The 12,673-nt window shown below is 53.6% G+C and carries 12 protein-coding genes; 8 read left to right on the top strand and 4 right to left on the bottom strand.

The features are described 5' to 3' along the window. Positions 1-45: 45 nt before the first annotated feature. Both B2R48_RS06840 and rpmG read left to right on the top strand, forming a co-directional pair. Positions 46-1,677: a S41 family peptidase gene (locus B2R48_RS06840; protein ID WP_296998999.1), complete on the top strand. Its 1,632-nt coding sequence runs from the start codon at positions 46-48 to the stop codon at positions 1,675-1,677. 94 nt (positions 1,678-1,771) lie between these two features. Then, positions 1,772-1,939 (top strand): 50S ribosomal protein L33, encoded by a 168-nt coding sequence (gene rpmG / locus B2R48_RS06845; protein ID WP_008890790.1) that lies wholly within the window; start codon positions 1,772-1,774, stop codon positions 1,937-1,939. A 119-nt stretch (positions 1,940-2,058) separates the two neighbouring features. Here rpmG and B2R48_RS06850 read toward each other — a convergent pair whose 3' ends face one another. Both B2R48_RS06850 and B2R48_RS06855 read right to left on the bottom strand, forming a co-directional pair. Continuing rightward, a complete protein-coding gene (locus B2R48_RS06850) occupies positions 2,059-2,433 on the bottom strand; it encodes a DUF423 domain-containing protein (protein ID WP_296999001.1) in 375 nt (124 codons plus the stop codon). A gap of 236 nt (positions 2,434-2,669) precedes the next feature. After that, positions 2,670-3,350, bottom strand: coding sequence for a Crp/Fnr family transcriptional regulator (locus tag B2R48_RS06855; protein ID WP_296999003.1), 681 nt, complete (start codon positions 3,348-3,350; stop codon positions 2,670-2,672). A gap of 249 nt (positions 3,351-3,599) precedes the next feature. On the opposite strand from B2R48_RS06855, the gene B2R48_RS06860 reads away from it, so the two are divergent. Together B2R48_RS06860 and ggt are read left to right on the top strand one after the other, a co-directional pair. Beyond that, on the top strand, positions 3,600-4,436 hold the full coding sequence (locus B2R48_RS06860; protein ID WP_296999006.1) for an alpha/beta hydrolase: 837 nt from the start codon (positions 3,600-3,602) through the stop codon (positions 4,434-4,436). Positions 4,437-4,538: 102 nt separating this feature from the next. After that, positions 4,539-6,326 (top strand): gamma-glutamyltransferase, encoded by a 1,788-nt coding sequence (gene ggt / locus B2R48_RS06865; RefSeq protein WP_296999008.1) that lies wholly within the window; start codon positions 4,539-4,541, stop codon positions 6,324-6,326. 68 nt (positions 6,327-6,394) lie between these two features. Here the strand turns inward: ggt and B2R48_RS06870 are convergent, their stop codons facing one another. Both B2R48_RS06870 and B2R48_RS06875 read right to left on the bottom strand, forming a co-directional pair. Further along, a complete protein-coding gene (locus tag B2R48_RS06870; RefSeq protein WP_296999009.1) occupies positions 6,395-7,069 on the bottom strand; it encodes an HAD family hydrolase in 675 nt (224 codons plus the stop codon). A 14-nt stretch (positions 7,070-7,083) separates the two neighbouring features. Beyond that, the gene (locus B2R48_RS06875; RefSeq protein ID WP_296999010.1) at positions 7,084-7,434 is read right to left on the bottom strand and encodes an ArsC/Spx/MgsR family protein; all 351 of its coding nucleotides are present in this window, start codon (positions 7,432-7,434) and stop codon (positions 7,084-7,086) included. Positions 7,435-7,578: 144 nt separating this feature from the next. Here B2R48_RS06875 and dusA point away from each other — a divergent pair, with 144 nt between their 5' ends. The 4 genes from dusA to B2R48_RS06895 all read left to right on the top strand — a co-directional run. Further along, positions 7,579-8,574: a tRNA dihydrouridine(20/20a) synthase DusA gene (gene dusA / locus B2R48_RS06880; RefSeq protein WP_296999013.1), complete on the top strand. Its 996-nt coding sequence runs from the start codon at positions 7,579-7,581 to the stop codon at positions 8,572-8,574. Then, complete coding sequence (mnmC, locus tag B2R48_RS06885; protein ID WP_296999015.1) at positions 8,571-10,604, top strand: bifunctional tRNA (5-methylaminomethyl-2-thiouridine)(34)-methyltransferase MnmD/FAD-dependent 5-carboxymethylaminomethyl-2-thiouridine(34) oxidoreductase MnmC; 2,034 nt, start codon at positions 8,571-8,573, stop codon at positions 10,602-10,604. Before dusA ends, mnmC begins: the two co-directional genes overlap by 4 nt. Positions 10,605-10,660: 56 nt before the next feature. Then, positions 10,661-11,818, top strand: coding sequence for a 3-phenylpropionate MFS transporter (locus B2R48_RS06890; protein ID WP_296999017.1), 1,158 nt, complete (start codon positions 10,661-10,663; stop codon positions 11,816-11,818). Positions 11,819-11,921: 103 nt separating this feature from the next. Then, positions 11,922-12,673 (top strand): class I SAM-dependent methyltransferase (locus B2R48_RS06895; protein WP_296999018.1); only part of this gene is annotated, 752 nt, incomplete at its 3' end.

Consider the following 12,673-nt stretch of genomic DNA (forward strand, 5'->3'; position numbering starts at 1 on the left):
TTAGAATGCTTAGGTTACCTTACCTGAAATCAACGGATTGTTTAGTTGGTCGCACCAGGCATTTTTCAGAACACCAGTGACACAATCGACAACGGCATGCGCTGTTGCCAACGCATATGCGCGGTTGTTGGCCTTTCTGTTGTTCTGTCTGCTTGCGCAAGTTCACCGAACGTTGGTGTTAGCTCGCCAGATGATCCACAAACCCAGGAATTGATTTCCCAGACAATCGAACTGGTCGCAACGCGCTATATAGACCCAATCAGCCGCGAGCAGATCCTGGTTAATACTTTGGATGGCCTCTCAGCAATTGACGATGACATCCGGGTTGATATCACGCCCAATGACCTGATCCTGCAGTATGAAAAGAAAACCGTCGATCGGATCGCATTGCCGGTTGTCTCTGGCGAAGCCAATGATCAGGACAATCTGCAGATTTGGTCAGAAATCACGCTTCGTGGCCTTGCAAGCTATCGTGCGCATTCCGCCAAACTCCGAAACACGGCGACGAAAGACGTCGAGTCCGCTCTGATTAGCGGTGCGATCCGTAATCTTGACCGATATAGCCGCTATGAGGGCCCGGAACGCGCAGAAAATGCACGCAACCGCCGTGATGGATATATCGGCATTGGCGTAAGGGTTGTTGGCGGCACCGGCTATCCCGTCGTCAAACTTGTTCATGCCGACAGCCCGGCCGCACGCGCAGGGCTTAATGCTGGCGACCAGATTGTTACCGTCAATGGTCTGGACATGTATGGCAAGGCCAGCCGGTACACCGCTGACCTGTTGCATGGCGAAGAGGGAAGTTCCGTCCTGATTGAGGTAAATGCCGCCAATACTGGTGCGATTACCCCGATCGAAATTCTGCGTGAAAGGGTGATTGACCGAACTGTCTTCACCGAGATCCGCGACAACGTCCTGATCGCACGGATTAGCAGCTTTAACTCGGCAACAGCGTCAACTCTTGCCGATAACATCATGAAGGCCAAGCTTTATAACGGCGGTCTTCATGGGGTTATTCTTGATCTTCGCGGCAATCGCGGTGGGTTGCTTCAACAGGGTGTGGCCGTCGCAGACCTGTTTCTTGCCGACGGCCCAATCGGCAAGACCTTTTCACGTGTTATGGCCGCGCGCCACGAATTTCAGGCAGAAACAAAAGACCTGACCGAAGGTGCGCCGCTTGTGATCCTGATTGACGGGCGTACAGCGTCTTCTGCTGAACTGGTCGCAGCAGCCCTTCAGGACCGTCATCGTGCTGTTCTGATTGGCTCGACAAGTTTTGGCAAGGGTTCCGTGCAGGCAATCAACGATTTACCAAACCATGGAACGCTGACCTTTACCTGGTCACGCATCACCGCACCGTCTGGTTACACTTTTGACAGGATTGGTCTGTTCCCGGCCATTTGCACGCAGCCAGAGGACGGTACCGCACCGATACATTACGTCACCGACGCCCTGTCGCAACGTGACAAAATCGCTTCTGTGATGACGAAATGGCGCAACCTCGACTATCAGGATGAAAAATCCCGTCGCGAGCTTCGCGATGTCTGTCCCGCGAGTTCAAATGGGACAGCATTTGATGTCGACGTCGCCCTGGAACTTCTGAAAAATCATCGTGAATACAAGAATCTGGCCTATGCCGGACAAGAGGAAATCGCAGATACATTTGCCAGCCAATAAATTTGCATTCTTTTTTGCCAAAATGGCTTGACACTCTGCCGATAACCTTTATGTTCCGCGGCCTGAGATACACCTGAACACAGGATGCAGAGACATGGCGAAGCCCGCTTCGATCCTCGTAAAGTTGGTAAGCACCGCAGACACCGGTTACTTCTATGTTGTTAAGAAGAACCCGCGGAATACCACCGAGAAATTCCAGTTTCGCAAGTACGACCCGGTCGTGCGTAAGCACGTCGTGTTCAAAGAAGCGAAAATGAAGTAATCCAGTTCTTCGGAACCGGTTACAAAGATCAAAAAAGGACGTGTTCTTCGGAACACGTCCTTTTTTGTTTCTGTTTCTACCCGCCTCTAACTGCTGCGATGCCAGAGTTGATGTCGATATCAGCCAAAGCGGCGATACCCTGCTGCTGCCAGCAACAACCAGCCACCGATAAAGGCAAAGCCACCAATCGGCGCGACCGCACCAAAGGCGGAAATGCTGCTAAAGGCGATGGCATACAACGATCCGCAAAAGAACAAGATACCGATCAGCATCGCATATGCGGCAAAGCGCAGGAACTTTTCGTCCGGCACATGATGCACAAGACCGGCAATTGCAGCCAGTGCAACTGCATGGGTCAACTGATAGTGAGCGCCCTTCTCAACAAGGCTGCGCGCATAGTCCATATCACTGCCTGTCATACCATGCGCAGCAAACGCGCCTAGCGCGACGGCCATAGCACCATTCAATCCGGCCATAACCACAGATAAACGCATTGTTGATCCCCTGTCTTAATAAGCATTTGTCGTGCTTACCTTAGTCAGGCCGCTGATGGTGCGCCATGCGAAAACGCAAAAAAAATGGCCGTACAATAAATGTACGGCCAGTAACTCTCTTGGGGGAGATGTGCCGGATCATCGAAACGTCCGCCACACCGTTATGTTTACCTGTCGATTTAACCTTACTCTGTGACAGCCATCACATATCGGCCAAAAAATCACACAAATCGCAGTTAATGAATTGACTCGCTTAGGAATTCTTCAAGCCTGCGAACATCAGGCACAATAAGACCACTATCGGCCTTCCTCACCAGTTGCCGACGTCCAAGTGTGCTCATGACCCGCGCCACAGTCTCGCGAGAGGTACTTACGCGACTGGCGACTTCAGAGTGCACCGGAACAGGTGACAACAGCGCCGCACCGTTTTCATCACTTACATTGCGCGCACGGCGCAGAACCTCTGCAACCACGCGTTCGTTTGCGCCCAATGTGCTGACATCAACAATCCTGCGGGTGGAATTACGCACAATTCTGGCCAGTTCCCCAATGACGTTCCAGGCAACCGATGGGTGACTTTTAACGACCTTTTCAAAATTGGCAGGGCTCAGGATGCCGACACTGGTATCATCAACCGCGATAACACAGGCCGAGCGCGGCTCCCCGTCAATTGCAGACAACTGTCCGACACAGCCACCAGCCCCGATTTCCTCAAGCGTGATTTCACGCCCTGACAAGGAATAATTGACGATCCGGACGCGCCCCGAAAGGATCAGGTAAACGTCCGAACTGTCCGACTCAGGTTCGATAATTTGCGCCCCGGCAGAAAATGTCTTTCGGTTAACGTGGCGTTCGACATCTGTTATCGCACTCTCATCGAGATCTGCGAATATGCCGACCACAGATAATTTGACCATATCCCCCCAAGCTTCTCACTAAAATGCTGTTCTGTTCCGAACGACAGATCACCTGCGTCCGATCACATCTTTTCCTGTCCCTTTGGTAATCATAAGCAAACAACCTCAGACTGACAATCATTGCCAAACCAAAGAGGCATTCATACTTGTGAATGGACAAAAATATGCTGCATGTGCGAACATACAGCACGGCTTTTCAATTAAAGCGTCAGTTTGCACCCATCCCGCTTAGCGAGGAGGAGACCGGCCATGAGCACCGAACTGGAGATTTTTCGCCGCAGTCCAAACGGCAAACCCAAAAGCAAGCATCCCCTTGTCTTTATTCATGGCGCCTATACCGGCGCGTGGTGCTGGAACGAACACTTCCTGACCTGGTTTGCCGAGCGCGGTTTTGAGACCGTGGCTTTCTCATTGCGTGGTCATGGGGGAAGTGGTGGTCGCGAACTGCGCAGTCTTGCGTCCATCGACGATTACGTCGAGGACCTTGAAGAGGTTGTCGAAACCCTTGGCAAGAAACCCGTCCTGATCGGGCATTCCATGGGCGGCTATATCGTTCAGAAATATCTTGAACGCCACAGTGCCGAGGCCGCAATACTGATGGCATCCGTCCCGCCCGAAGGATTGATTGCCAGCAATGCCATGATGGCGATGGCCCAGCCAGACCTTTATTTCCAGATGTTCTGGTTGCAAGCCATCGGCCCGCACACCTTGCTGCGTGAACGACTTGGCCGTGCAATGCTTTCGCCCGATATCGCGGAAGACGAAGGCATGATCTATTTCGGGCGACTTGAAACGGAAAGTCAGCGCGCAATTGCCGACATGATGGGAGCCAACCCGATCTTTCTGTCAAAGGATGAGGTTCCGTCCATGCTGGTGCTTGGCGCGCGTGATGACGAAATCATCCAGAGCGAGCTGATTCACCACACCGCCAAACGCTATGGCGCGGATTATGCCCTGATCGAGGACATCCACCACGCCATGATGCTTGATAAAAACTGGGAAAAAGTGGCGGAAACCATAATGGAATGGCTACAAGTCAAGCTCGTCACACAAGCGCGCAGCAAGGGCAACAAAACTGCCGCCTGAAAAACCAGCCACAGATTTTTCTGCCCATTTGCACCCGCATCTGCCACGATGCGGGTGTTGTTTTTTTACCTAAACCATCAAGCAACCAAAGAGGTCTGGAACATGCCCCACGAAGCTTCCATCTCTGTCAAAATGATCAAAGCTGTTGCTGTGGCAGGACTATTGTCGACCTGCCTTGTCCAAGGAACTGCTGCCCAGCAAACAACAGACGCCATTGCACCCGAAGCAAGTACAACCAGCTTATCGAAGCAGACACGCGGCTCCGACATCGCCAATGACTGGATGATCAGTGCTGCCAACCCGCTTGCGGTCGAGGCTGGTGCGAATATCCTGCGTTCCGGCGGCAATGCCATTGATGCAATGATTGCTATTCAAACCATGCTGGGTCTTGTGGAGCCGCAATCATCCGGGCTTGGGGGTGGCGCGTTTCTGGTTTACTTCGATGCGACCACCGGAAAGCTGACCACACTGGATGGCCGCGAGACCGCCCCACTGAACGCAACACCTACACTGTTTCAGGATAAAAACGGTGAACCACTTACGTTCTATGATGCGGTTGTTGGCGGCAGATCGGTTGGCACGCCCGGCACCCCTGCCCTTATGAAGACTGCCCACGAAAAGTGGGGGCAACTTCCTTGGAAGATCCTGCTCGATCCGGCAATTGATGTTGCCACAACGGGCTTTGAGGTTTCTCCACGTCTTGCAGCCTTGATCGCCGAGGATCAGGAAAAACTTTCACGCGATCCCGAGGCAAAGGGCTATTTCTTTGACAAGGATGGCGCGCCACTTGCGGCCAGTACGGTTCTTCGCAATCCGAAATATGCCAAGACCCTGCAAGATCTGGCGACCAACGGGACTGTGAACTTCTATCAGGGGCAGATCGCCCAGGACATTGTCGACAAGGTCAAAGGTGCCAGTTGGAACCCCGGCGTCCTGTCACTTGCGGATTTCGCCACGTATCACGTCAAGGAACGCGCGGCCGTCTGTATCGAGTATCGCGAACATGATGTGTGCGGCATGGGGCCGCCTTCTTCGGGCGCACTGACGGTTGGACAGATACTTGGATTGCTTGAACCATATGACATCGCCGCGATGGGCCCAAGTTCTGCACAAAGCTGGCGTTTGATTGGCGATGCATCGCGTTTGGCATTTGCCGATCGTGGGCGCTATATGGCCGATATCGATTTTGTCCCGATGCCATTGACCGGATTGCTTGATAAAACCTATCTGGCGGAACGATCCAAACTGCTTGATCGGAAGACCGCGCTTGAACCCGTAGACCCCGGCATGCCGAGCTTCAGCCACGCCATGAAACTGGCTGACGACGACGCGATTGAACTGCCAAGCACCAGTCATTTCTCGATTGTTGATATCTATGGCAATGCGGTTTCGATGACGACCACGATTGAAAACGGATTTGGTTCACGCCTTATGGTCAACGGGTTTATGCTCAATAACGAGCTGACGGATTTCTCATTCCGTACCCATTCCGATGGCGTACCGATTGCCAATGCGCTGGCACCGGGCAAACGGCCACGTTCATCAATGGCGCCCACCATCGTCATGAAGGACAACAAACCGCTTATTGTGACCGGCTCCCCGGGGGGATCGCGCATTATTGGTTATGTTGCGCAATCACTGATCGGCATGATTGACTGGAACATGTCCCCGCAGGAAACCATTAACATGCCCCATCTAGTCAACCGGTTTGGCACCTTTGACCTTGAGGCCGGAACAGATGCGGAAATGCTTGCGCCTGTCCTTGAGGACATGGGCTTCAAGACCAGCATTCGCGACCTTAATTCCGGAATTCACACCATTATGGTGACACAAGACGGCTTGATTGGCGGGGCCGACCCCCGCCGCGAAGGCATTGTTATCGGTCAGTAAGAATCCCGCAAAAAGGGCAGCGCCTTCGCGGTGCTGCCCTTGTTTTCAGATGACCTGCCAAAGCACTTTCACCGGACAGACACCCAGTCTTCCAGCAGGCGATAGAGATCGCTGTGATCAGTTGCAATGTGATGCGCGCCAGCATCAAGCAGATATTCAGCGGGCGTAATGTCCACAAGACCGACAGTCGTCGCCCCGGATGCAACGCCCGCCCGTACACCATTCTGGCTGTCATCCACGACGATACAGTCGCTGATATCCACACCGATCTTTTCTGCTGCCAGCAAGAATACGTCTGGATGCGGTTTGGCGTTGGCAACGTCGTGGGCAGAGCATACCCGCCCCGCAAAGCGGTCTTTCAACCCCACCTTTCCAAGCGACACTTCCATCTTTGCATGCGGGCCATTGCTTCCGATTGCCATCGGAATGTTATTTTGGTCAAGCAGATCAAGCACTGGGTCAAGATGCGGGAACGGCTTCAGATCATTGCGAAACGCAACAAACGTCCGCTCATAACATTCGGCAAGCCAGTCTTCGGGCAATGTCACCCCGAACATCGTTTCCATCTTTGGCGGCACCATGGCCAATGTCCCGCCAATGAAAAGATCATGTGTTTTGGCCATATTCATGTCGCAGCCATAATCACAGAGCTGTTCGGTCAACACCCGGCATGCCAATGTCTCGGTATCAACCAACACACCATCACAATCAAAGATCACGCCACGAACGACAGGCTTGTCCATAGGTTTTCCCCTTATCAACCGGCCAGTTCCGTCCAGCGTGCCTCATCATAAGCCACTGTGCGGGTAGATCCGAAATCGACAACCGGGCGCTTGATTACGGTTGGGTTGGCAGCAAGGATTGCGGCGGCCGCAGCCCCACCCTGATCAAGCGTTGCCTTGTCGTTATCGCTTAAGTTGCGATAGCTCGGCCCGCGCTTATTGATCAAAACCTTACCCCCGACTTCATCAAGCCAACCTTCAATCGTCTTGGCATCAATACCGTCAGCACGGAAATCATGGAGCTTGTTTTCAATGCCCTTTGCATCAAACCATTTCAACGTTATGCGGACAGTATCGCAGTTCTTGATGCCGTAAATCGTAACCATATCAATTCCTGTGCTTTAATATCTTCGGGATGCAGCCATGCATCACGCAATCGGTTTTGACCCTAAATCCCGGAACCTATATAAAGACCGCGCTTGGAATACAGCAACCCTCTTCACCCCGCTTTGATGAAAAACGGTAGGCATATGACTGTTAATCGGCGTATTTCCGTCGCCCCGATGATGGATTGGACGGACCGGCATGATCGCTATTTCCTACGGCAGATCAGTCGTCATACATTGCTTTATACCGAAATGGTCACAACCGGCGCCATCCTGCATGGCGGGGTAGACCGGCATCTGCGTTATAACGATGCCGAACATCCGGTTGCACTTCAGCTTGGCGGCAGCGATCCAGATGATCTGGCACGTGCGTGTGGGATCGCCAATGAGTATGCCTATGACGAAATCAATCTGAATTGCGGTTGCCCGTCTGATCGCGTCCAGAACGGCGCATTTGGCGCCTGCCTGATGGCGACACCCGATATTGTTGCAAACTGCGTGAAATCGATGATCTCGGCCAGTGACGCACCGGTTACGGTCAAGAACCGCATTGGCATCGATGATCAGGAAGATTACCCGTCGCTCAAACGCTTCACCGAAACGGTTGCCGAGGCCGGTTGCAAGACCTTTATCGTTCATGCCCGCAAGGCGTGGCTCAAGGGGCTGTCTCCGAAGGAAAACCGCGAGGTGCCGCCACTTAAATACGAATTGGTCTATCAGCTCAAACAGGAATTCCCCGAACTGGAAATCCTGATCAATGGCGGCATCAAGACGCTTGATGACACAGAAGAGCACCTGAAGCAGGTAGACGGTGTCATGATCGGGCGCGAAGCCTATCAAAACCCATATATTCTGGCCGATGTGGATCGACGTTTTTACGGCGACGACGCCAAGGCACCAACCCGCCACCAAGTGGTTGAAGCTATGCTGCCCTATATCGAAGAGCACCTGAAAGAGGAACATGGCACCATTGGCCATGTTACGCGCCACATGCTGGGTCTTTTCCAGCAAATGCGTGGGGCAAAACAATGGCGTCGCTACCTTAGCGAAAATGCACATCGCAAAGGGGCTGGTACCGACGTCGTGCGCGAAGCCCTGTCACTTGTCCCCGAACAGGATGACGAGGTCCTGTCTGCATGACCGCAGATCAAAATGCCGTCGGAAAAGATCAAAAGGCCGGTGACATCACTTGGCGTGATGGTGACGTACCCTACTCCCCGCATTTTGGTGACATCTATTTCAATCCCAAGGACGGGCTGGCGGAAACGCGCTATGTGTTTCTGGAGGGCAACAACCTGCCCAATGCTTGGCAGCACCGGGAAAACTTCGCGATTGGCGAGACCGGTTTTGGCACGGGCCTAAACTTCCTGGCTGCATGGCAATGCTGGGATAGTGATGCCAATCGCTCCAAACGCCTGCATTTCGTCTCGGTCGAGAAATACCCGCTTACCCGCAATGACATGATCCGCGCCCATCAGAGCTGGCCGGAACTCTCGCAATACTCCAAAAAGCTTGCCGATATCTGGCCCCATGAGACCATGCTACCGGGCGTGCATCGGTTTTCCCTGGCGGATGATGCGATCAGCCTCACCCTTCTGATCGGCGATGCGATTGAATGCTGGTCGGGATATGACGGCAAAATTGATTGCTGGTTTCTTGATGGTTTTGCGCCGTCGCGCAATCCTGAGATGTGGCATCCAGACTTGTTTGCAGCGCTTGCCAGTGCCTCTTGCCCAACTGGCGCAAGCCTCGCGACTTATACTGCGGCGCGCATCGCGCGCGACGGACTGGAAAGTGCTGGCTTTGAAATCAACAAGCGCAAAGGGTTTGGCTATAAGCGCGACATGATCACGGCGACGCTTTCTGCGTTTGAAGAAGCTGACAACAAACCGCCAGCGTTCGAGATCGCAGATGATCCATGGTTCAACCTGCCAACGCCCGGAAATTCAAAATCGGTGGCCATCATCGGTGGTGGCCTTGCCGGGGCATCTTGCGCTGATGCCCTAAACGCACGCGGATGTTTCGTGACGCTTTTCGAAAAGGCCGATCAACTGGCAAATGCCGCATCGGGCAATCCAATTGGCATGCTGGAGCCCTATCTGACGGTTGATGACGCCATCATGGGTCGATTTTATGAGGCAGGCTATCGTTTCAGCCATCGCAAGATCAAAAGGCTTGCCGATCAGGGACAGGTAGAGGCCGATTTTTGCGGCGTGATTGATCTTGCCACCAGTGCACGTAAGCGCGAACGGCTGGATGGCCTGATTGCCCGTCTTGGTGACAAAACCGATCTTGTTGAGGCGCTTGATGCAAACCAGGCGTCAGAGCGGTTTGGCCTGGCCTTGCCGGTCGGTGGCGTGTTCTATCCATCAGCGGGATGGGTAAATCCGCCGTCTGTCGTTCAGGCGTTTGCTAGCGGTATAGACATTCACCTATCGAGGACAATCACATGCATCCGTGATTGCGATAAAGGCAAATGCCTGACAGACGAGAACGGCAACGAATACGGTCCGTTTGACGCCGTTATCATTGCTGGCGCCTTGGAGACCCGGACGCTGGATCAGACAAGCTGGCTTTACAGTCATCTTAACCCCGTTCGAGGCCAAATCAGTTACCTGCCAGCAGAGCTTGTCGCAAAAACCGCCGAGCGCGCACGGATTAAATGTGTCCTGAGTCACAAGGGATACATTACGCCAGCCAGAAACGGCGTTCACGTGTTTGGCGCAACCTTCGGCCGCGATGATGCCCGGATTGATCTGCGCGATGATGATCACGATTTTAACGTCAAACAGCTTGCCAAGGTCCTGCCCGATATCGCAGCGAATTTGTCGGCGACGAAGTTAGACGGGCGTGCATCCTTGCGGACCACAACCGCAGATCATTTGCCCGTGATCGGCCCTGCGCCGGATTTCGATGCCTATCTGGCCTCCTATGGCGATATAGACAAAGGCAAAAAAGGCGCCCGATATCCGGATGCGCCCTACCACAAAGACGTGTATATCTGTACCGGCTTCGGGGCGCGCGGCTTGATCGGTGCCCCACTTGCCGCCGAGATTATTGCCAGTGAGATTTGCGACATGCCCCTGCCTCTGGAAAAGGTGCTGATGGATGCCATCCACCCTGCGCGTTTCATCATTCGCGGCCTCAAAAGGCGGCAAATCACAGCATGAAAACACCAAGCGCCGCCGCGGCCTCAACGCCCAGACCAGACAAAGACCCTGATCGCATGAAAACAGCGACCGTACTGGCGCTGTTTTTTTCCGGCCTGTTTCTGATTCAAGGGGTATTTTTGCCATATTGGCCGGTTTGGCTGAAATCACAGGGTTTGTCGGCAGCCGAAATTGGTATTTTGCTGTCGTTGCCCAACTGGGTACGCGTCTTTGCCGATCCTTTGATTGCCCAGCGCGCTGACCGTACCGGTAACCGCAAAACGCCGATGTTATGGCTTGCGGGCATCTATGTGATTTCCATTTTGGCCTTTCCGCTCTCAAGTGACTTCTGGTGGCTTGCTGCCCTTTCAGTGGTTATCGGTTTTACGTTCTCGCCGCTTTTGCCCCTTGGCACCACAATTACGGTGCATGAATGCAAGGCGCGTGAGCTTGATTACGGACGGGTACGGCTTTGGGGATCGCTTGCCTTTATTCTGGCCTCCTATGGCGCAGGCTGGGTTCTTGACAGCACATCGACGGAATGGATCGTCTGGATGCTGTTCGTTGCCGGGATTGTGAATTTTGCCATCACAACCCGCATGCCTGATCCGCAAACGGACCGCCCGTTGCGGTCTGGGTCATCCCTGATTTATCTCCTGCGCAAACCGGTTTTCCTGATCTATCTGGCCTGCATCGGCTTTGCCCAAGGGGCCCATGGCACCTATTACGCATTTGCGTCTGTCCACTGGGAATCGGTTGGTTTTTCCCATGAAATGATCGGTATTTTCTGGTCGATTGGTGTGATTGCGGAAATCGTTCTGTTTGCGGTCGCCGGACGCTTTGTCCGCGGTCGCCACCCGGGCATATTGTTTGCGCTGGGTGCCGCTTCAGGGATTTTGCGATGGATTGTACTGGGCACAAGCGACAATCTATGGTTGATTATTCTTGTCCAGCCTCTTCATGCCATGACATTCGGGATCACGCATTTGGCAGCTGTCAGCTTTATCGCCCGCGCCATACCGCAACAACTTGCGACGTCGGCGCAAAGCCTAATGGCCACCTTATCGATGGGTGTGTTCCTTGGCAGCAGCATCTGGGTTTCCGGACCGCTTTATGAACAGTTTGGGTCTCAGGTTTATTACCTGATGGCGGCTTTCTCTGCGATTGCATTTGGCTTTGCTATCTGGCTATTGCAAAGCTGGCGCGGGGAGGATCAGACCTTTTGCGACGATTGAAACCAGCCAACAAGAAACGACTGAACGCCACATTGAATTCAAAGGGGCCTTTGCAATGACCTCCATGCCGTTCTCTCGCAGAATGCGTCGCTGGAAACTGGGTTTGAAGACCTTGTTTGGCAACGCGCCAGCAGGCTATTTCATTCCATACCGCTATGCCAATGAGACAGCCAACGCCGTTGGACGCCCTACCTACCCGGCGATTGAAAACATGATGGACGGCGCGGCCCCCACCATGAAAGCGTGGCTTACAAAGGCCGCACAATACCATGATGCATTTGCGAGTTTCGGCAACGCCAGCCCGCCAGACCCACGCTGGCAGCAAAGCTGGTTCCCGCGCCTTGACGGCATGATGGCATATGTCTTTACGCGTGAATTTCGCCCTGATCGCATCATTGAAATCGGATCTGGGCATTCAACCAGATTCTATTACCGCGCGATCAAAGACGGCGAACTTGAAACATCATTTCACGCCATCGACCCGGCACCACGTGCCGATATCGCAAAGCTGCCAATCACGGTCGAACGCACCATCGTCCAGAAGGCCGATCCAACGGTGTTCGATACACTGACAGGCGCAGACATCTTGTCCATCGACTCAAGTCATATTCTGATGCCCGGAACAGACGTTGACCTGCTTTTCTCATCGGTCATCCCGGCCCTGCCAAGCGGGGCGATCATTCATATCCACGACATCACCCTGCCTGATGACTATCCGGAAATCTGGCAATGGCGCGGATATAACGAACAACAGGGGGTCGCGGCCCTTCTGGCCGGCGGCGGGTTTGAAATCATGTGGTCAAGCGCATATGCCACGACCCGCATGCGTGATGAGGTTGATCACTCCATAGCCAA

The sequence above is a fragment of the Thalassospira sp. UBA848 genome (genome assembly GCF_002295455.1).
In the GTDB taxonomy this organism is placed as follows: Bacteria; Pseudomonadota; Alphaproteobacteria; order Rhodospirillales; family Thalassospiraceae; genus Thalassospira.

Excerpts from the sequence above, each read along its gene's own strand:
- rpmG (WP_008890790.1), top strand. The coding sequence starts at position 1,772 with ATGGCGAAGCCCGCTTCGATCCTCGTAAAGTTGGTAAGCACCGCAGAC.
- B2R48_RS06850 (WP_296999001.1), bottom strand. The coding sequence starts at position 2,433 with ATGCGTTTATCTGTGGTTATGGCCGGATTGAATGGTGCTATGGCCGTC.
- B2R48_RS06855 (WP_296999003.1), bottom strand. The coding sequence starts at position 3,350 with ATGGTCAAATTATCTGTGGTCGGCATATTCGCAGATCTCGATGAGAGT.
- B2R48_RS06860 (WP_296999006.1), top strand. The coding sequence starts at position 3,600 with ATGAGCACCGAACTGGAGATTTTTCGCCGCAGTCCAAACGGCAAACCC.
- ggt (WP_296999008.1), top strand. The coding sequence starts at position 4,539 with ATGCCCCACGAAGCTTCCATCTCTGTCAAAATGATCAAAGCTGTTGCT.
- B2R48_RS06870 (WP_296999009.1), bottom strand. The coding sequence starts at position 7,069 with ATGGACAAGCCTGTCGTTCGTGGCGTGATCTTTGATTGTGATGGTGTG.
- B2R48_RS06875 (WP_296999010.1), bottom strand. The coding sequence starts at position 7,434 with ATGGTTACGATTTACGGCATCAAGAACTGCGATACTGTCCGCATAACG.
- dusA (WP_296999013.1), top strand. The coding sequence starts at position 7,579 with ATGACTGTTAATCGGCGTATTTCCGTCGCCCCGATGATGGATTGGACG.
- mnmC (WP_296999015.1), top strand. The coding sequence starts at position 8,571 with ATGACCGCAGATCAAAATGCCGTCGGAAAAGATCAAAAGGCCGGTGAC.
- B2R48_RS06890 (WP_296999017.1), top strand. The coding sequence starts at position 10,661 with ATGAAAACAGCGACCGTACTGGCGCTGTTTTTTTCCGGCCTGTTTCTG.